Annotated in this window: 18 protein-coding genes; 2 read left to right on the top strand and 16 right to left on the bottom strand. The window is 38.5% G+C overall.

Annotated features, from left to right (window positions below):
- Positions 1-25 precede the first annotated feature (25 nt).
- From BQ7997_RS08145 to tsaD, 12 genes are all read right to left on the bottom strand, one after another.
- The gene (locus BQ7997_RS08145; protein WP_097677767.1) at positions 26-1,114 is read right to left on the bottom strand and encodes a BatD family protein; all 1,089 of its coding nucleotides are present in this window, start codon (positions 1,112-1,114) and stop codon (positions 26-28) included.
- Positions 1,114-1,983, bottom strand: coding sequence for a DUF58 domain-containing protein (locus tag BQ7997_RS08140; RefSeq protein WP_022138238.1), 870 nt, complete (start codon positions 1,981-1,983; stop codon positions 1,114-1,116). Before BQ7997_RS08140 ends, BQ7997_RS08145 begins: the two co-directional genes overlap by 1 nt.
- An 81-nt stretch (positions 1,984-2,064) precedes the next feature.
- Positions 2,065-3,060: an AAA family ATPase gene (locus BQ7997_RS08135; protein WP_022138239.1), complete on the bottom strand. Its 996-nt coding sequence runs from the start codon at positions 3,058-3,060 to the stop codon at positions 2,065-2,067.
- 238 nt (positions 3,061-3,298) lie between these two features.
- Positions 3,299-4,666: an HU family DNA-binding protein gene (locus BQ7997_RS08130; protein WP_073345342.1), complete on the bottom strand. Its 1,368-nt coding sequence runs from the start codon at positions 4,664-4,666 to the stop codon at positions 3,299-3,301.
- 12 nt (positions 4,667-4,678) lie between these two features.
- On the bottom strand, positions 4,679-4,951 hold the full coding sequence (locus BQ7997_RS08125; protein ID WP_073346459.1) for an HU family DNA-binding protein: 273 nt from the start codon (positions 4,949-4,951) through the stop codon (positions 4,679-4,681).
- Positions 4,944-6,254: a 30S ribosomal protein S12 methylthiotransferase RimO gene (gene rimO, locus BQ7997_RS08120; RefSeq protein ID WP_073345340.1), complete on the bottom strand. Its 1,311-nt coding sequence runs from the start codon at positions 6,252-6,254 to the stop codon at positions 4,944-4,946. The genes BQ7997_RS08125 and rimO overlap by 8 nt, the downstream gene beginning before the upstream one ends.
- Positions 6,251-7,210 carry a signal recognition particle-docking protein FtsY gene (gene ftsY, locus BQ7997_RS08115; protein WP_022138243.1) on the bottom strand — a complete coding sequence of 320 codons (960 nt, stop codon included), beginning with the start codon at positions 7,208-7,210 and terminating at the stop codon, positions 6,251-6,253. The genes rimO and ftsY overlap by 4 nt, the downstream gene beginning before the upstream one ends.
- 139 nt (positions 7,211-7,349) lie before the next feature.
- A complete protein-coding gene (locus BQ7997_RS08110; RefSeq protein WP_022138244.1) occupies positions 7,350-7,508 on the bottom strand; it encodes a DUF4295 domain-containing protein in 159 nt (52 codons plus the stop codon).
- A gap of 16 nt (positions 7,509-7,524) precedes the next feature.
- Positions 7,525-7,713 carry a 50S ribosomal protein L33 gene (gene rpmG / locus BQ7997_RS08105; protein ID WP_002560155.1) on the bottom strand — a complete coding sequence of 63 codons (189 nt, stop codon included), beginning with the start codon at positions 7,711-7,713 and terminating at the stop codon, positions 7,525-7,527.
- Positions 7,714-7,734: 21 nt separating this feature from the next.
- Entirely contained in the window at positions 7,735-7,995 is a 261-nt protein-coding gene (gene rpmB, locus BQ7997_RS08100) for a 50S ribosomal protein L28 (protein WP_022138245.1), read from the bottom strand.
- Positions 7,996-8,117: 122 nt separating this feature from the next.
- The gene (locus tag BQ7997_RS08095) at positions 8,118-9,350 is read right to left on the bottom strand and encodes a competence/damage-inducible protein A (RefSeq protein ID WP_073345337.1); all 1,233 of its coding nucleotides are present in this window, start codon (positions 9,348-9,350) and stop codon (positions 8,118-8,120) included.
- Positions 9,351-9,397: 47 nt separating this feature from the next.
- Positions 9,398-10,417, bottom strand: a complete 1,020-nt coding sequence (gene tsaD / locus BQ7997_RS08090) for a tRNA (adenosine(37)-N6)-threonylcarbamoyltransferase complex transferase subunit TsaD (protein WP_073345336.1) — start codon at positions 10,415-10,417, stop codon at positions 9,398-9,400.
- Positions 10,418-10,617: 200 nt separating this feature from the next.
- On the opposite strand from tsaD, the gene BQ7997_RS08085 reads away from it, so the two are divergent.
- Positions 10,618-15,069: a translocation/assembly module TamB domain-containing protein gene (locus tag BQ7997_RS08085; RefSeq protein ID WP_073345333.1), complete on the top strand. Its 4,452-nt coding sequence runs from the start codon at positions 10,618-10,620 to the stop codon at positions 15,067-15,069.
- Between the two features lie 136 nt (positions 15,070-15,205).
- Positions 15,206-15,664 (top strand): hypothetical protein, encoded by a 459-nt coding sequence (locus BQ7997_RS08080; protein WP_073345331.1) that lies wholly within the window; start codon positions 15,206-15,208, stop codon positions 15,662-15,664.
- A 46-nt stretch (positions 15,665-15,710) separates the two neighbouring features.
- Here the strand turns inward: BQ7997_RS08080 and BQ7997_RS08075 are convergent, their stop codons facing one another.
- The 4 genes from BQ7997_RS08075 to BQ7997_RS08060 are packed head-to-tail and all read right to left on the bottom strand — an operon-like array spanning position 15,711 to position 20,286.
- Positions 15,711-18,092 carry a CHAT domain-containing protein gene (locus BQ7997_RS08075; protein ID WP_083589198.1) on the bottom strand — a complete coding sequence of 794 codons (2,382 nt, stop codon included), beginning with the start codon at positions 18,090-18,092 and terminating at the stop codon, positions 15,711-15,713.
- On the bottom strand, positions 18,083-18,814 hold the full coding sequence (locus tag BQ7997_RS08070) for an anti-sigma factor (RefSeq protein WP_073345328.1): 732 nt from the start codon (positions 18,812-18,814) through the stop codon (positions 18,083-18,085). Before BQ7997_RS08070 ends, BQ7997_RS08075 begins: the two co-directional genes overlap by 10 nt.
- Before the next feature lie 15 nt (positions 18,815-18,829).
- Complete coding sequence (locus tag BQ7997_RS08065) at positions 18,830-19,402, bottom strand: RNA polymerase sigma factor (protein ID WP_073345325.1); 573 nt, start codon at positions 19,400-19,402, stop codon at positions 18,830-18,832.
- A gap of 2 nt (positions 19,403-19,404) precedes the next feature.
- Complete coding sequence (locus BQ7997_RS08060; protein WP_235817270.1) at positions 19,405-20,286, bottom strand: caspase family protein; 882 nt, start codon at positions 20,284-20,286, stop codon at positions 19,405-19,407.
- Positions 20,287-21,131: the final 845 nt, after the last annotated feature.

Below are 21,131 nucleotides of genomic sequence, written 5' to 3'. Positions count from 1 at the left end.
ATTTAGTATTCAAGCTACACATTCTTTATACAAAAAGATTGTATATCTGCATACCTATATATATAAAGGTACCAATCAATGCTACTGATAAAAGCGTAATTCCGCAAATCAGCATCGCTTTCACCCGCAAGGAGCGTTTCTCAATGATGGTAATTTCTGTTGGTTGCGGTTTCTGATTTTCCTCTTCCGGTTGTTTCGTCTCATTGATAAAGTCAATAGCGTTAATCAAGTTTGCGTCATTTTCATTCATTTGAGGATCGTGTTTGGCAAACTTCACTAAATCGGCAGTCTGGAAAAGATATTTCAAATCAGATATAGCTTCCTTGTCCTTCATTTCCAATAATTTATCAATGATTTCAGAAGAAGTCATTTCTAATGCATTAAATCCGAAACGGTCTTTTATATAAGTACGAAGAGTGTCTGTCAATTCCGTATAATACTCCTTCGACTGCCCTTTTTGCCATACTTTCTCAGTTTTGATACGTTCTATCTCTTGCATGGCGGCCTGATGTGGCGGCAGTTTAGGTTCTACCTTTATCTTACGAATAATCGGTTTATTATCACGAATACGTATGATAAGATAGATCAGCAAACCGAGCAAAGGTAAAGCCAGGAATGAACAAGCAATCAAGCCGTACCAGTCTTCCCATGCAAAAGGTGCTTTCATCACAGGTTTCTGCCCGAAGAATTGGTCAGGGTGCAATGTATCTACCGGCATGGAATACACTTTCAGCGCCAAGGCTTTTGATTTATACTCTTTGCCATCTACAGTAACAGGCATTGGTGGCAGATAATATAAAGCCGAATCAAAAGAAGTGATAACATATTCCTGAGTAATCAACATTCTCTGGCGATCGTTCAGAAATTGAGTATCCGGTTTGATGGTTTCTATAATTTCTACACCTTTTATTAAAGTATCGGCATAAGCAGGAAAAATAGCACGCTGCCTGGCATCCATGGCAACTTGCAATTGCAATTTCGCCTGTTCACCAATCAGTATCTGCAATGAATCTATCTTTGCTTCCACCGTAACAGATTGTGCTGTTACTTTGCCGATAGATAGTAGACCTACTAATGCTATCAGAATAATATTTCTATTCATATTTGATTTCATTAATTTCGTTTGGCAAATAAGTTCAATAATGCCTTTACGTAATCCTGATCAGTTCTAACTGACACAGAGTCTACATTACTTTTAGTAAATGTATCGCTCAGTTCAGCTTGCTTCTGTATCCACCAGTCACGATGTGCACGACGTACAGCTTTAGAAGAAGTGTCGATCCATTGCTCATGTCCGGTCTCTGCGTCTTTTATTCGCATTAATCCTACAGGAGGAAGATCACTCACTCTCCGGTCGTAAACTTGTAATGCTACTACGTCATGTTTCCGATTGGCTATGGTTAATGCATTTTTAAAACTTTCCTGATCAATGAAGTCTGATAGAATGAATGCCGTACAGCGTCTTTTCATCACATTAGTCAAGTATTCTAATGCAAGACGTATATTGGTACGACGGCTTTCCGGTTGAAAATCAATCAGTTCACGGATAATATATAGAATATGTTTACGTCCCTTTTTAGGTGGAATAAACTTTTCTATCCGGTCTGAAAAGAAAATCACGCCGATCTTATCATTATTCTGTATGGCAGAAAAAGCAAGAGTAGCCGCAATTTCCGTTACCATGTCCTTCTTTAGCTGTTTAACAGTACCAAATTCCAAACTTCCGGAAACATCAACCATCAACATGACTGTCAGTTCACGTTCTTCTTCAAACACTTTCACGTAAGGTTTGTTAAAACGTGCCGTCACATTCCAGTCTATGTCACGTATATCATCGCCAAACTGATATTCCCGGACTTCGGAGAACGACATACCCCTACCCTTGAAAGCCGAGTGATACTGGCCTGCAAAGATATTGTTAGACAATCCCCGTGTCTTTATTTCAATCTGACGAACTTTTTTTAGTATTTCACTTGTCTCCATTTATACAGTAGTTAAGTAGTAAGTAGCTAAGTAGTCAAGTATAACACCATGACTACTTATTGACTGTATTATAACTACGAATCAGGGCACTTCAACCTTATTCAGAATCTTGCTGATGATTTCGTCCGAAGTCATATTGTTAGCTTCCGCTTCGTACGTCAATCCGATACGATGACGAAGAACATCATGTGCAACAGCACGTACATCTTCCGGAATTACATAACCACGACGCTTGATGAAAGCATATGTACGGGCAGCCAAAGCCAGATTGATAGAAGCACGGGGCGAACCACCAAATCCGATCATATCTTTTAATTCTTTGAGATCATATTTTTCCGGGAAACGGGTAGCGAATACAATATCTACGATATAACGTTCTATTTTCTCATCCAAATATACCTGACGAACGACTTTGCGTGCTTCAATAATTTCATCAGCTTTTAGAATCGGTTTCACATTGAACTTTTCTCCATTGATATTTTGGCGGATAATCAACTTCTCTTCTTCCAACTTCGGGTAGTCGATGACCACTTTCAGCATGAAACGGTCGACCTGTGCTTCAGGAAGAGGATAAGTTCCTTCTTGTTCAATCGGATTTTGAGTAGCTAATACAAGGAAAGGTTCTGGTAATACAAATGTCTCTTTACCAATAGTAACCTGACGTTCCTGCATGGCTTCCAACAAAGCACTCTGTACTTTGGCCGGAGCACGGTTTATTTCATCAGCCAGTACAAAGTTGGCGAAAATCGGGCCTCTTTGTACCTTAAAAGATTCATCTTTCTGACTGTAAACCATTGTTCCTATAACGTCGGCAGGCAATAAATCCGGTGTGAACTGGATACGGCTATATTTCGCGTCGATCAGAGAAGCGAGTGTTTTAATAGCCAAAGTTTTTGCCAAGCCAGGTACACCTTCCAAAAGAACGTGACCATCGGAAAGTAATCCGATAAGCAGTGATTCAACCAAATGTTTCTGACCAACAATGATTTGGTCCATACCTGTCGTAAGATTGGTAACGAAAGCACTTTGTCTTTCAATCCGCTCATTTAGCTCGCGGATATCAATTGATTCAGCCATAAATACTTAATATTTTATTATTTAATTCCCATTATTTTTATGTAAGCCTTGCCTGTGTCATAAGGCTTTTAATTTTGCTTCCAAAAGTACGCCATATAATTAACGATTGCAACTAATTTTTATTAAAAAACTATGCGAAATCTTTAGATTAAGGTACTTTCATACGCTTTTGCACATCCATAACATTTCACCCGACCAATACAGTGTTTGTATGGTCGGGTGAATGGATTATTGTTACTTATTCTTTGGTAAGTTCCGGTATTTTGACTGTTGTACCGTATGGCACATTATTGGGATTCTTGATTACGTCCGGATTATGTTTCACAATGTACGGCCACATAGCTTTTGTGCCATAGAATCGCAAAGAAACTCTTGTCAAAGTTTCGCCCTCTTTGATTGTGTATTTGGTTTTGGTTCCCGTAATCTTATAAGATGCCGAATCCAAATAAGCAGAAGCTGGTTGTTGTTGCACAACTTTATTTTCAGTTTTTGCGGGAGTGCTCGCTTCTTCCTTTTTAGCAATCGGCTGTGGAGTAACAACTGCTTTAGGTATATCAGGCGTTATTTCTTTAATTGTATCTTTATGCTCGATTGTATCAGAGAGTTGCGCTTCCGGTTGGACGGGTTGAGTTGTGACAGGTGGCATATCAAGCGCATTTTTATCGGATGAAGAAGAAAATAAATCCGGATAATAAATGAATAGAACGACACCGCCGCATAACAGTAAAACAAGAATAATGACAGCAACCAAGTAAGGTACTGGTGACTTTTCTTTCGCCGAAGAATTTTTCTTCTTGGAACTCGGAGAGACAGTAGTCTGTGCCGGCTTAACAGGGGTTGCATTTTCCTCTTTAGCCGGTACTATGGGAATTTCACGTTTCAGGTTTGCTTTCAGAAGCTCTTTCTCAATAATCTCTTCGGCAGTGAATCCTTCTTTTTCTTTTATAGGAGTCGGCTGTTGTTCGATGATAGATATTTCTTTGGCAACTTCCTCTTCTTTTGGCTGTTCTATCGGTTCTTGTACAACTACGGGGGCGATTTCATCTGTAATCTGCTCTCCAATGGTCGTTTCTTCAGATTGTTCGGTTACTTGTTCTTCCTGTACCGTTTCCTCTTCCGGAAGATCCTCGCTCTCATCAACAGCTTCATTTATTTCTACTACAGCAGAGCTATAATCATCCTCTTGAATCTCTTCTTTCTCATTTGTCGGTGTCTGTACAGGAATCTCTTCTACTATTTCTTCTTCCTCCGTTTCTTCTACCGGAGTATCTTCTAAAATTGTATTTTCATTTAGAACGACAGTTTCAAAATGCGCAAAAGGTTTGTTGATAATATCTCTCAGACTAGCATCCGGAGAAAAGGAAACTTTTGTATGACCTTTTATCTGAAAGCGTTCTCCAGTATTGACATTGACACTTTCCCTACTATCTACATCAATAAGCTTGAAAGTTCCCAATCCTTTGATTTTTACAGTATTCTCGCTTTCCAAGGCTTGTTCTATCAGGAGAAAAAACTCTTTTACGAACGCCTCGGCATCCTTCTTGGTCATGCTATGTTTGGCAGCCAATAAGTCAGTAAGATCTTGAATTGTTAGTCTTTCATTCATAACGGGAAATATTTATTTAAACTTATCTTTCAGTGTATTGCTAGGTCTATAAGATAATACCAATTTGGGAGGAACCAGCATACGCTGTTTACTCGCCGGATTAATAGAAATGCGCTCCGCTTTCTTCTTTACTTCGAAAGAACCAAATCCCTGTACCGCAATCATATTACCTTCCTCCAGCTCTTGCGTCATGCTGGACAGCAAAGAGCTTATTAATTCGGAAGTATCTTTGATGGTATATCCCAATCTTTCTGCCAGTTCAGATGTAAATTCCTTATTATTCATAGTCATCTATTATCTTTGCATATAAATCAAAATCATCTGCATCTATCACTTCTACCTGATAGAACTGTCCGATTTTAAGTTCTTTTTCTGAGCGATTAATCAACACTTCCGGATCCACCTCCGGCGAATCGAATTCTGTTCGCCCGATATAATAATCTCCCTCTAGTCGGTCGACGATAACTTTCATTTGTCTACCGACCTTTTCGGCACTTAATTCAGCAGAGATTCCCTGCTGAATATCCATCAGTTCATCAAGTCTGGCTTGTTTTACCTCTTGTGGGATAGAGTCTTCATATGCTTCTGCTGCATAAGTCCCCTCTTCTTCTGAATAAGCAAAAGCCCCCATTCTATCAAAACGTACTTTTCGCACAAATTCTTTCAGATCCTCAAAATCCTCTTCGGTTTCCCCCGGATGTCCCACCATTAGCGTCGTTCGCAGATGAATACCAGGCACTTCTTTGCGGAATTGCTCAATCAGCCTATAAGTATCTTCTTTGCTAACTTGTCGGCGCATCAATTTCAACATATTGTCGCTGATATGCTGAAGGGCAATATCCATATATTTACATACATTATCGCGCTCGCGCATTACACGGAATAAATCGGTCGGAAAGTGTGCCGGATATGCATAATGCAGACGAATCCACTCCACTCCCGGAATATCTGAAATGCGTTCAATCAATTCAGGAAGCATTTGTTTCTTATACAGGTCGATGCCATAATAAGTCAATTCCTGCGCAATCACTTGAAACTCTTTCACTCCTTGCGACACCAGATACCGAACTTCATCCAGAATTTCTTCTATAGGTTTGGATATATGACGCCCCGTAATTATCGGAATGGCACAATAGGAACATTTGCGATCACACCCTTCTGAAATTTTCAGATAAGCATAATGCTTGGGAGTAGTCAATGTCCGCTCGATGTACAACTCGTCGTGGTATGTTTTCCCTAAATCCTGTAGTAATTCTTTCCAATTGAATTTACCATAAAACTTATCTACCTGTGGTATTTCAATCGCCAATTCTTTAAGATAGCGTTCAGAAAGACAACCCATTACAAAAAGTTTCTTCAGATCACCTTCCTCTTTTCTTTCGGCAAATTCCAGAATCATATTGATAGACTCCTCTTTGGCGTCACCGATAAAACCACATGTATTGATAACGGCTATTTCTCCTTGAGGTTCTTCCGTATCATGAGTTACGCTGTATCCGACTTCTTCCAACTGACGCATCAATTGTTCCGAGTCAACCAGATTTTTGGAGCACCCTAAGGTGATTATATCAATTCTTTTTCTTTTCATGCATTTTCGCCAAACAAGGAATCTACAAATTCGTTTTTACGGAATACTTGTAAGTCCTCCATACCCTCGCCTAATCCAATATATTTAACGGGAATCTTGAACTGATCGGAAATGCCGATCACTACACCACCCTTTGCCGTACCATCCAGTTTTGTGATAGCCATAGCAGTTACTTCAGTTGCCAAAGTAAATTGTTTGGCCTGTTCAAAAGCATTCTGTCCGGTAGAGCCATCCAATACCAACAATACTTCGTCCGGTGCATCAGGCACCACTTTTTTCATAACGTTTTTTATCTTTGTCAGCTCGTTCATCAAACCGACTTTATTATGAAGACGCCCCGCCGTATCGATAATGACGATATCAGCATTGTTGGCGACAGCGGAACTAAGAGTATCATATGCCACAGATGCAGGATCAGCTCCCATTTTCTGTTTGATAACCGGCACACCTACCCGTTCCCCCCAAATCATGAGCTGTTCTACCGCGGCAGCGCGGAATGTATCAGCAGCTCCTAAATAAACGGATTTACCCGCTTTTTTAAATTGATAAGCCAGTTTGCCGATTGTCGTAGTCTTACCCACTCCATTCACTCCCACCACCATAATCACATACGGCTTTCTTTCGATGGTTACGTCGAAATCGGCTACATCGTCCGAGTTGTTTTCGGTCAGCAAGGCGGCTATTTCATCGCGCAATATATGATTCAGTTCCTGAGTATTCACATATTTGTCAGCAGCGGCACGTTTTTCTATGCGCTTGATTATATTCAAAGTGGTTTCCACACCCACATCAGATGTAATTAGCACTTCTTCCAGGTTATCCAATACTTCGTCATCTACCTTTGACTTTCCAGCCACGGCACGAGCTATTTTACTAAATACGCTCTCTTTGGTTTTAGATAATCCTTTATCTAAAGTTTCCTTCTTCTCCTTTGAAAAAAAACTAAAAAATCCCATATTTACGGTTGTTTGTATAATACATTATTCTACAAAGATATAACAAAGGATTGAAAAAGTAAAAAAAGAAGCAATAAAAAATCCTCTCACTGATAAACAATGAGAGGATTTTGAATTTATAGCGTGTGTGCTATTTCAATTATTTTTTGAAAAAGTCTTGTACTTTTTCATTAGGAACCATTTGCTCATCAAAAGTATATGCTCCGGTTTTCGGAGATTTTACCATTTTGATAACCTTGGTATAAGCACGACCTTCTTTTGAACCTTCGTGCAAACTAGCTACTGTTTTCTTTGCCATGGGTTATACTTCTTTATTATTTAATTTCCTTGTGTACTGTTACTCTCTTCAGGATTGGGTTGTATTTCTTCAACTCAAGTCTTTCTGTAGTATTCTTTCTGTTCTTAGTTGTGATATAACGAGATGTTCCCGGCATTCCACTGTCCTTGTGTTCTGTACATTCCAGAATCACCTGTACTCTGTTACCTTTTGCTTTCTTTGCCATTGTAAGTTTTCTCCTCTACGTTTAGCCGATTACTTTAATGCTTTTCCAATCACAAAAACCTTTAGCTACAGCATCAGTAAGTGCAGCATCCAGTCCCTTTTTGTTGATAATACGCAACCCGTTAGCACAAATGCTAAGGCTGATCCAACAATCCTGTTCTACATAATAGAACTTTTTGTTAAACAAGTTCAAATCAAAGGTTCTTTTAGTTCTTCTCTTTGAGTGTGAAACATTGTTGCCAATCATGGCTTTCTTTCCGGTAATTTGACAAATCTTCGACATTTCTATCTTATTTTTATAGTTTTATATCTATACTTATTTCAAACAGGACGCAAAGTAAGCACTTTTATCCGTATAAAACAAGGATTTCTTAAAATAATTCACTTATAAGTAGCTATTTTTCTTTATTTGAGTAAATCCCGAAGCATTAGCAGCGCATTATTGCCCGCCCGTTCAATATTCATGGCCCTTCCACGATTTGTTTCCTGCTTGTAAGTACGAATTTCGCTTTTATAACCAGCGGCTATCCAGACAGTCCCTACAGGTTTTTCCGGTGTGCCTCCGCCCGGGCCGGCTATTCCCGATGTAGCAACCGCACAGTCAGTTTTCAATGCTTTCATCGCGCCTTTCACCATTTCAATCACAGTCTGCTCACTTACAGCGCCATAGCGTTCCAAGGTTTCGGTAGAAACGTGTAAAAGTCCCATTTTTACGTCATTGGAGTAAGCCACCACACTACCGTTAAAGTATTCCGAGCTTCCGGCGATGGATGTTAATCGTGCGGCAATACTTCCTCCGGTACAACTTTCTGCGGTGGAAACGGTTAATTTCTTCTTTCTCAAGAGTTCGCCCACAATAATTTCCAATGGCACATCTTCTTCACTGAAGATGTCATCACCTAATATTTTCTCTAGTTTTACTTTTTCGCAGTCAAGAAGTTTTTTTACTTCTTCTTCTCTCTGTCCGCGTCCGGTTAATCTCAGGCGGATTATCCCAAGTTTGGGCAGGTATGCTAATTTGATACATTCAGGTAAAGCACTTTCCCAAGGTTCTAATTTTTCAGCCAATACCGATTCCGGATAATGTTGTACAAGAAAAGTCTGATGGATGATTACATCCGTTTGGAACCTTTCGTGCAACTTAGGTAATACGCTTCCGGTCATTACGGCAGTCATTTCCTGCGGGACTCCGGGCATAGATACAAGTACTTTCCCATCCTTTTCAAACCAACTGACAGAAGCGCTCCCTACAGGATTATTGATTACCGTGCAATTTTCAGGAACCATTGCCTGGCTTTTATTCAGCGCATTCATTGGGATTTTTCCTGCTAACACCCGTTTTACATTCTCGAATACTTCTTCACTGAATACCAGTTGCGTGTGGAAGTATTTACAAAGAGTCTGTTTGGTTATATCATCCTTAGTAGGGCCAAGTCCTCCGGTCACTAAAACAATATTTACCCTTTCCATCGCATTATCAATCGCTTCCAGAATCTCTTCCTCACGGTCACGGACTGAAACAACACGAAGAACTTCAATACCTATTTTGTTTAACTCCTGCCCCATCCAGGCGGAGTTAGTATCGATAACCTGCCCTATCAGCAGTTCATCGCCAATGGTTATAATCTCGGCAAACATATTTCCCTGCTTTATTTTAATTATATATATAGGTACGCGATAGCAACTTATAATGTCACGCGGGAATAAGCCGGAAGATCAATGGAGCAGAAGGCTTTATCCAGATACTTAAAATATCCGGTAATGGCAATCATTGCCGCATTGTCGGTCGTATAGCTGAATTTAGGAATAAATATATTCCAGCCATATTTTTCGGCGTGTTCACGGAACGCATTACGTAGTCCGTTATTTGCGGAAACGCCACCTGCTACGGCTACTTCCTTAATTTTATATTCTTTCGCTGCTTTCCGCAGTTTATCCATTAAGATATCTACGACCGTTGCTTCCAGCGACGCAGCTAAATCCACCTTATGATGTTCGATGAAATCAGGATCTTCCTTCATCCAATCACGCAATGAATACAGGAATGACGTTTTCAACCCGCTAAAGCTGTAATCCAACCCCGGAATATGCGGTTTGCTGAAAGTAAATGCTTTCGGATTTCCCTGACGTGCCAATTTGTCAATAATCGGGCCACCCGGATAACCTAATCCCATGACTTTCGAACATTTATCTATTGCTTCACCTGCTGCGTCATCAATCGTTTGCCCGAGAATCTCCATGTCATTATATGCTTTTACCAATATAATTTGGGAATTTCCTCCGGAAACCAGCAGGCAAAGGAAAGGAAATTGCGGTTGCTTATTCTCTTCTCCTTCTGCTTTAATAAAATGTGCTAAAACATGCCCTGTCAAATGGTTAACATCTATCAGAGGAATATTTAAAGAACGAGCGAACCCTTTTGCGAAAGAAACACCGACAAGCAAAGACCCCATTAATCCCGGGCCACGGGTGAAAGCCACCGCACTTAATTCTTCTTTGGTAATGCCGGCGCGTTTCAACGCTTCATGTACTACCGGTACGATGTTTTGTTGGTGTGCCCGTGAAGCCAGTTCGGGTACTACTCCACCGTATGCTTCATGTACGGCCTGACTTGATACCACATTTGACAGCAGATAACCATCCTTGATTACGGCTGCCGACGTATCATCACAAGAGGATTCTATTCCTAATATTATTGCACTCATAAGTATTTAAACTATTAAACGGTGCAAAAGTAATCATAAAACTACGATTCATAACGAACTATTTTATATTTTTGTTCGCAAAATAAAAGTAATCGCATATCAGAACGCTGAAAAAGACTGTACGCTGGGTAGTCGGTATTGTACTGGGAGTATATATCGGGGCTATTATCTTGTTGAATATACCAAGTATTCAACGAGCTATGAGTTCATTTGTTGCCGGAGAACTTTCCGAGGTCTTGAATACAAAAGTCATGATCGGCAGAATCAATATCGGATTATTGAACCGCATTATTATCGACGATGTATTGCTAGACGATCAAAAGGGACAGGAAATGCTCAAAGTTACCCGTCTGTCCGCCAAATTTGATATAATGCCTTTCTTTAAAGGAAAGATTTCTATCAGCAGTGTCCAACTTTTCGGTTTTAATATCAATCTTCAGAAGGATACACCGGATTCTCCGCCAAATTTTAAGTTTGTTTTGGATGCCTTCGCGTCAAAGGACACTGTGAAGAAAGAGAATTCACTCGATTTACGTATCAATTCCATTTTGATTCGTCGGGGTCGGATGGCCTATCATGTACTTTCGGAAGAGGATACGCCGGGGAAATTCAATGCCAAGCATATTCAGCTCCAAAATATCATAGCTAATATTTCTTTGAAAGCATTGAGCAAGGATTCTGTGAATTTAGGAATCAAGCGATTGAGTCTAGACGAAAAGGTATCGGGATTTTCTTTGAAGAAAATGAGTTTAAAGTTGGTAGCCAATAGTAAGCGGACGAATATTGATAACTTTGCCATCGAACTGCCGGAGACTTCTCTGAAAATGGATACCATACACTTGGTATATGATAGCTTGGAAGCTTTCAATCATTTTACAGAGAAAGTTCATTTTTCTTTCCGTACATTACCGTCACAAGTTACTTTAAAAGATATTTCACCTTTTGTACCTGTCCTGTCACATTTCAAAGAACCTGTTACGCTGGATATGGAAGTGAAAGGTACAGTCGACCAATTGAATTGTTCGCATTTGGAGATTACAGCGGACGACCGTCAGTTTCGTCTCAGAGGAGACGTGTCGCTTCAGGATTTGTCGCACCCACAAGATGCATATGTATATGGTACTCTTTCTGAACTCTCAGCCAATACTCGTGGTGTCGGCTTCTTAGTACGCAATTTGAGTCATAATTACAACGGGGTTCCTCCCGTCCTCGAACGTTTGGGAGATGTCAGCTTCCGGGGAGAAATTTCCGGATATTTCACGGATTTGGTTACATACGGACAATTGCATACCAGTTTGGGAAATGTAAAGACTGACTTGAAGTTAAGTTCGGATAAAAGTAAAGGGCTGTTTGCTTACTCCGGTGCTGTGAAAACGGAAGATTTCAAGCTTGGTGAACTATTAGCCAATGAACAGTTGGGAGAAATCACTTTCAATCTCGATGTACATGGGAGACATATCACAGATCGGCTTCCGATAGTGGAATTAAAAGGATTGATTGCTTCTATAGATTATAGCAGATATAGATATGAGAATATAACGTTGGACGGTGAATATAAACAAGGCGGCTTTAATGGTAAAGTGGCATTGGATGATCCGAATGGTTCTATCTATTTGAATGGAGATGTCAACGTCACTTCCAGGATTCCGACTTTTAACTTTCTTGCAGTGGTTGACAAGGTACGGCCCAATGATTTGAATCTCACCACCAAGTATCCGGACGCGGAATTCTCTTTAAAATTGAAAGCTAATTTTACAGGCGGGTCTGTGGATGAAATGATTGGAGAAATCAATGTAGATAGCCTGAAGTTTACAGCGCCGGATAAAGAATATTTCATGAGAAATATGAATATCCGGGCTACAAAGCAGAATAACGAGAATCAATTAAGGCTGACTTCCGAGTTTCTGACAGCAAGCGTAGAGGGCAAGTTCCAATATCACACGTTGCCTGCCAGTATTTTGAATATTATGAGGAAATATGTCCCATCTTTGATATTACCTCCTAAAAAGCCAATTGAAACACATAATAATTTCCTGTTTGATATACATATATATAATACGGACATCTTATCTACAATTTTTGATATTCCGCTGACCGTATATACTCATTCAACTTTGAAGGGATATTTCAATGATCCTATGCAACGTTTGCGCGTAGAAGGTTATTTCCCTCGTTTGCAATATAAGAATAACTATATAGAGTCCGGTTTGGTTCTTTGTGAGAATCCGGCAGATCATATTCGCGCACGGGTTCGTTTAACCAGTTTGAAAAAGAAGGGAGCAGTAAATCTTTCCCTGGACGCACAAGCGAAAGATGATAATGTCAGTACGACATTAAACTGGGGAAATAGTGCGGCAGTAACGTATAGCGGGCAATTGGCTACCGTGGCCAAGTTTTTACGTACCGAGGGAGAAAAGCCATTATTGAAGGCAATGGTAGATGTGAAGCCTACGGATATTATTTTGAATGATACTCTCTGGAAGATACACCCTTCGCAGGTTGTGGTAGATTCGGGGAAAGTAGATGTGAATAACTTCTATTTCAGCCATCAAGACCGTTATGTACGCATTAACGGACGTCTCTCTGACAATCCCAACGACACGGTTAAAGTCGATTTGAAGGATATTAATATGGGATATGTATTTGATATTGCAAGTATCTCTGATGATGTCAACTTTGAAGGTGATGCAACAGGAACAGCTTATGCAAGCGGTGTGCTGAAAAAGCCTGTGATGAATACCCGTTTGTTCGTAAAGAATTTCTCGCTTAACGAAGGACGTTTGGGTGACTTGGACATATACGGTGAGTGGGATAATGAAAACAGGGGTATCCGTCTCGACGCATCTATTCAAGATATAGCTTCTGCCCCATCACGCGTCACGGGTATTATCTATCCATTAAAACCGGAAAGCGGACTTGACTTGAATATCGAAGCTCATGGATTGAACCTGAAGTTTCTTGAGCATTATATGAAGTCCATTGCTACCGATATAAAAGGCCGGGGAACCGGAAAGGTACATTTCTATGGAAAATTCAAGGGATTGAACTTGGATGGTGCCGTCATGACGGACGCTTCCATGAAATTTGATATATTGAATACTCATTTTGCCGTTAAGGATACAATCCGCCTTGCTCCTACAGGGTTGACATTTAATAATATGTATATTTCCGATATGGAGGGGCATACCGGAAGAATTAATGGATATTTGCATTTCCAGCATTTTAAGAACTTAAACTACCGCTTTGAGATACAAGCTAACAATATGCTTGTGATGAATACAAAGGAATCGGCAGATATGCCTTTCTATGGTACGGTATATGGTACGGGAAATGTGTTACTTTCCGGAAATGCAGTGCAAGGATTGGAAGTTAATGCCGCTATGACCACCAACCGGAATACAGTCTTCACCTATATTAATGGTAGTGTAGCATCAGCCACCAGTAATCAGTTTATTAAGTTTGTGGACAAAACACCCCGTCGCACTATTCAGGATTCTGTTCAAATCATCTCTTACTATGACCAGATACAGCAAAAACGTCAAGCGAAGACAGAGGAACAAAAGACGGATATTCGCTTGAATATTCTGGTAGATGCAACGCCTGACGCTACTATGCGGATTATCATGGATCCGGTTGCCGGAGACTATATCAGTGGAAAAGGTACAGGAAATATCCGAACGGAATTCTATAATAAAGGTGATGTGAAGATGTTTGGTAATTATCGAATTACACAAGGGGTATATAAGTTCAGCTTGCAGGAAGTCATTCGCAAGGATTTTGTGATCAAGGATGGAAGTACGATTACTTTCAATGGTGCGCCTTTGGATGCTAATATGGACATACAAGCTTCGTATACGGTAAATTCTGCCTCGTTGAATGACTTGATACCCGACGCTTCAGCTATTATACAACAGCCTAATGTGCGGGTAAATTGTATTATGAATTTGAGTGGGATGCTGGTACACCCGACTATAAAATTGGGTATTGATCTTCCCAATGAAAGAGATGAGGTGCAGACATTGGTACGCAACTATATCAGTACGGAAGAACAAATGAATATGCAAATTCTTTATTTGTTGGGTATCGGCAAGTTTTATACAGAAGATGCCCGGAATAACAATCAGAATTCTAATGTGATGTCATCGGTACTCTCTTCTACCCTTTCCGGTCAGCTGAATAACGCACTATCACAAGTTTTTGAAACAAACAACTGGAACATTGGAACAAATTTGAGTACAGGTGATAAAGGTTGGACAGATATGGAAGTGGAAGGCATCTTGTCCGGCCAACTATTGAATAACAGACTGTTGATTAATGGAAACTTCGGTTATCGGGATAATCCGATGGCAAATACCAACTTTGTGGGAGACTTTGAAGCGGAATGGCTGATTAACCGTTCAGGCGATATTCGTTTGAAAGCCTACAATGAAACGAATGACCGCTATTATACAAAAACGAACCTGACCACGCAAGGTGTGGGTATTATGTACAAAAAAGATTTCAATAAATGGAGCGACCTGTTCTTTTGGAATAAGTGGAAGTTACGCAATAAACGGAAACAGGAAGAAAAGACCAAACAAAAGACAGATAGTATCATCGAAAATGACAGTACAGCAAAGTCTGTATTGAAAAGGCAACGCGATACACACTGATAAATTGTCATTTTCTCTGAAATTTCGTAGTGTAAAACAAGATAAAACATTTCTGAGAACAACCTTGTAGCAAATACTCGTAGATTCTTTTTTGATTTATATTTGCTTCATTATAAATCAAAAAAAGACTTATTTTATGAAAACAGGTAATCGAAACATCTACAAAGTTTTAATCATTTTTGCTTTATTGTTTTCCTTCTATGGATGCTCATCAGACGAAGATGAGCCACAAGAAAGCCAACTCCCGACTTTTAAATCATTTCAAGGTACATTTAGTCCGATAAGTGGTAATGGAGAATATGTAGATGGTGTATGGCATAGCGAGGTGACATGCTCTGCTACTATATTAGATAATGGTGGGGCTCCCATTATTGAATACGGCTTTTGTTGGGTAAAAAATGCGACAGACACTCCTTCCACAGAAAATGGGGAAAAAATTATAGTGGGAACCGATGACTTTACAGGAAACTATAATGCAAAATTATTGGTCGAGTTGTATAAAAATTATAGTGTACGAGCTTATGCCATTAATTCATTGGGAGTAAGTTATGATGATATGAAGCTTGCCCGTGGTGGATCGATAAGTCCAAGATAAAGTAGTTCGGTTTATTGAATAGATTTCTATTTTGAAAAATAGGAATCTATTCAATAAATATAAATGGTGCCCACTTATTAGGTTCATTTGGATATTTGTTTTTCATATTGCGTTGAGCCATAACGAATGCATTTTGTTTATTTATCCCCTCTTGCCAATAGCGATAAAAATCTACCATCAATTCTTTAGTTTCTTTATCTGATATATTCTGAAAAGAAATAATCGACGATTTTACTCCAGCTTGACGAAAAGCACGTTGTAGACTGAAGTTACCTTTCCCATAGCGGACATCCCCCTTACCTGTGTCACAACCTGATAGCACAACCAACTCTGTACCAGACAAATTCATTGACGCAATCTCATATGCAGTGAGAATCCCGTCATTTATTCCCAAAGGCTGCAAGCCATTCCAAGTAGAGTTGGCACCGGAAAATGCAAGTCCTGTATGTAATAAATGATTCTTATGTCCACTAAATCCATCTAATTGAAGGAGAACGCTTTGAATTTTAGGATTATATAAGATATAAAAACCATGAGTCGAGATATGTATGACCGCAGAATTTAACGATTGACCGGATAATTTCCTGAATGAAGTTTCTGTTGCGTCTTTACCCATATATTTGTGAATATTCCATTGGTTTGAGAGAAGTTTTTCTATACTTTCAATTTCGTCAACTGTTCCTTGTAAATATTGGAATCCTTGTAGTGCTGTTTGGAAAAATGGTGTATAGTTAAACTCAGCTCCTCCAAAAAAGAATATATCCTTTTGAGAAACAGAAGTGACATGTGTCCGTTCTGATTTAATACGAGGAATATCATTACTGGAGAATAAATAGTGAAAGTTATAATTATCAATAATATATTCATTTTCATTATGAATAGATGCAAATGAAAGATAGCTCAACGTTTCTTCTGAAGAAATATATAGATGTGTACACTCTCCTATTAGTTCTTTGATCGGAATCCAAATATTGTTATATAGCATTTTGTCTTTTGCAGTCATTAATACTGTTTCAGGCGGTAACTCTATTAGATGAGGAGATTTGTTTTTAGTAAACACAATGGCTGCATGGCCATTATTTACCACATTGTAAGGCAAACTAAAAATCTCTATTACCGCTTCGTTAGAATCCAGTGAAGCGGCAATTTCATTCCAAGGTTTTATTTCTGGAAATTGAGGTGATACTCTTTTTTTTACATAACTGATTAATGCTTTTTCCTGTTCCCGACGTATAACCTGATTCTGTAGCCATTTAATCCTGTTTTCGGGAGATTGTAGCTTAAATGAATTTCTGTCCAAAGCAATTGAATCTATAAACGATTGCATCTTTAAAATGGATATACTGTCACTGTCGGCCAAATAACGATGATATTGAAAAGATGGTTTTGCAAATAGCTCTTTCATTAGTAGAATGTTTTCATATAGAAAAGGTATCATTCCTTCAAGATTGTGGTTTTCATAGGCGAAAGTTTGCATCTCCTCAAAATAAGGTTTCATTATTTCGCAAAGTTCGTATTGCTCAGATGGTAGCAGGAAAGAAAAGTCATCACCTATTGTCTTTTTTATTAACCGTTCAATCAGTCTATATATTTTTAATGCATATAAAGGCTTTTGACTGTTTACACAAGTTCGTGCAGCTTCCCGATACATAGAAAAATATTCAGGCAGTTTTTGTTCATATAAGATATCTTTGACCGAAACCGGATAATACATGCTTTTAGCGATTCGCAGGCATTCACCTAGAGTGGCAAGAGATAAAGAAGGTAACAGACATGCATTTTCCAACCGTCTATGTAGAATCCGCCGTTCATGATCGGCAAGAGTCCCCCATGATGTTTTTCTCTGAGCCTTATTGATTTCTTTTATAATTCGTTCAGTTTGGCCCGTCTCCCAATAATATCGGGTAATGGCATTCAGATGTTCCAATCGTGGAAACTCCAATTGCTCATAAATGGAATGAATCTTATTTCGGGAATCTCCTTCACGTAAACAGTTGCATATGGTATATCCGGCAATTGTCAAAGTAGATGCCTCTGAAGTCATATAAATTAGGGATAGATCCAGATATTGGTCTCCTCTACTTGTCAATAGGTCTAAAAGGAATATGTTAAGATCCAGATTTTCTTCATATAACGTGAAGTCATCTTTACTTTCAGGGGTTTTATTGCTCAATACTTGCGAAAGTATTTTACTTGCTTTGATGCCTGCAATTCTGCTTTCTTCATACATGCCTAATTCACGGCAGTATCGGGCTATAGAATATAGCTCGTGTGCATATTGGGCACTGTCACGTACTTGTTCCAGCTTCTGGAAATATTCCACTCCTTTATCAAACGAATGTTCGCTTATTTGGGCATACACATTATTGGTGATACATAAAAATAGAATACTTCCGAATAATAACAGTATTTCTTTTCTTAGAACCATTTCTTTTCTTTTAAGAGCTGCTCTATAAAAGTCGTTTTTTTCACATATATTCCATTGTTATTTTTTATTTTCTCAACCCATTGCAATGCCTTATTCCTGTCGTTTGTTTTCATATAGCAGCAAAGCAACAGCCATTCGGCTTCTTCCTTATATTGAGTATCAGTCAAGGATAGTAATAATGGAATAGCTTCCTGCTCTTTTTTTTGCTCCATGAAGGCTATACTTATATAGAGTTGCGTAGATACAGGAAAAGCATCAAGCAAATCAGAAAGATTCTTTTTCTGATATAATTCAGCAATAACTTTGTATTGTTGTTTTTCATAGGCATTTATAATTTGCTGGTTATATAAAGCTACTTCATCAGCCAATCCTTCTCCACGTGCCCGCTCAATAATAGGGATTTCATAGTATGAATCGTAGATTTCTTGAAGAGAGTAACGATATGAATTGCTCGTATATAAACCGACACCTACAAGCACAAATACAACACAAGCTACAGCTACCCACGGACGAATATGAAACCCTTTAGATGCTTCCATTGCTGTCCTGGCTTCTTTTTCCGCACGAATCAATTCTCCTTCAATTAGTAGCATACGAAGTTTGACTTGCTGTTTCAGCTTATTATCAGTTTCAAGTTTTTGACTAAAATCCAGTCGTTCGGCGGGAGACAATTCATTATTAATGAATTGGTCTATTTGTTGTTCAAGTTGTTGTTTATCCATTATCTTGTTTTTTTATTATCCTAATATGATACCGGCAGATTCCAGCCTTTTCTTTAATTCAAATGATAACCTGCGCAGACAGGAACTTTTCTTATTTTTGGCCACTTGCTCTGTTTTATAATTCATATACTGAGCTATATCTTCCATTTTCCGATGCTCCCGGTAATAAAGAGTAAGAACCTTATTACAATCCGTATCAGCTTCTTCCAGTAACTTTGATACAATATTTTGTGCTTCGTTCCATTCTTCTACAGGATATTGTTGCGCACTCCATTCAGATGCTAAAGTCTGAAGCATACTCATCTTCTTCTGCTCCTGGTTCAGATACTTGAATATGTGATGCTTCCCTATTTCAAATAGATATGTTTTTAAAGATATGTTCCGTTCTGTATATTTTCCATTTCTGATATTCTGATACATGGCAGTAAAACTTTCCTGATATATATCCATTGCTGTATCTTCATCTACAAAATAATATTTTGTAGCGAACTGAATAAAAGGATGTTTATATAGTTCATACAAGGTTTCTATCTCTTTATTCATCTCCCTTGGATGACTTTTCTTTCCTATGTAACTGAATATTTTCATAATTATTTTCTTTGTCCTATATAAAAAGGAACCGTTTCATCAGAACACTCCATATAAGGTATTTGTAATCGAAGATTTGAGTGCTTTAGAGAAAGCGTGTCTTTTAAAAGTTTTTGAAAAAAAGCCTTTATTGTACATGAAAATTTCATCTTTTTTATCTGTTGACAAAAAACATAAGTTAACTTGCCAACATACATAGAACGTTGTTTGTCATAGTATTCATAGTTTGTAAACTCTGGTAAACAAGCGCTGAATACTGCAATAGTAGCCAATCCTTTTTGTTTTTTCAGTCGCAAACTTAATTCTTGATGTTTGCCAGGTAACGGTACATATCCTTCCGGCGCAAAGATAGCAGTCGTTCCTCGGATATATTCTTTATAGTCTCCAAGATATTCTTTTCCATCCCGGTTTGCAGTACCACTATGACAGGCATCCAATGTAACAGTTACTCTTCCCGCTTCACCTGCTTTTCGACGAAGTTTGTCAAGCCATATACCTAACTCATCATCTCGCAAATGGTTTTCTCCTTCATATTGTTGTGGAATATACTTATATTTTGCATCATATAATACTAAACTTTCGTCTAATCCATCTTCTTCGTCTCCATTGTCATCCATCATTTGTTGCCCGTGACAAGAGAAATGTAAAAAGATTGCGTCTCCCGGTTCTGTATCATTATAGAGTTTTATCAATGCATTTGAGATATTTGCTTTGGTAGCTTGTTCGTCAGACAAAATGGCAATATGGGCAGGCTGAAATTCTTTTAATGATAAAATCTCCAAAATATATTTTTTATCATTGTCAGCATGAATGCTTTCCCATCCGCTATTTAGAGGATAGTTGGCTATTGCAACGATGAGTGCTCTATTGGTTTGTGCAGACATATAAATATTTATCAGGCACCCAATTAGGATAAAAAAGTATTTTATAAAATTCCATTTGTTCATGATGCCGGCAAAAGTAAATCATTTTTTTCAATTCTCCCCTGTTACTTTTTCATTTTTTCAATAATAAAGAGAAAAAACAACCTTGTTCTGGAGTAATAGTAGGTGAAGATAGAACCTAAAATCGTATTCAATAGAAAAAAATATCTATCATATCTATCATGATTTCCGGTAATTTATTGGATTTCAAATTAATAGGCATGATGGACAAGTCATAAAAAAGGTATCTATCATCATTGCGCCATCAAAAATAGGGTATCTATCATACCATAAATCCCTGAAATAAGGGCTGATTCACCATAAAAAGGCACACTTTTGTTGCAATGAAGCAGATAAATCCATCTATTCATGCCTGAATTATCCTATTAGGATAACGGAACATCTTGAGCCCGCATATGTGGGCTCTATATCCCACGTATGCGGGATGTGCGGCACACACTTGTGGGCTATATAGCACACAGATGTGGGATATAAAAATATCTTCGCCCTAAATGGATTATTAAGGTATCAAATACTGATTATCATGCAAATAAACTTGCATTCACCTACCATTTAATGCTTGATTTTCCTATAGGATACAGTAAAACAGCCTGGGATAGGTATGATAGATGCATTGTTTTAATGGTAAAATCATGATAGATACCTTTTTTAGAACTTATCTATCATGATTATCTATCTAATAAACAGTGAATTATGAGAAACAATGAAAGTATGATAGATATTTTTTTTCACTATGTAAAAGATGGAAATGTTTTTGGCAATTCAATATGATTACGTGTACCAAG

This window comes from Bacteroides congonensis (assembly GCF_900130125.1).
GTDB classification, from domain to species: Bacteria; Bacteroidota; Bacteroidia; order Bacteroidales; family Bacteroidaceae; genus Bacteroides; species Bacteroides congonensis.
The sequence above is the reverse complement of the archived record's forward strand: the minus strand, read 5'-3'. Positions and strand labels throughout refer to the sequence as shown.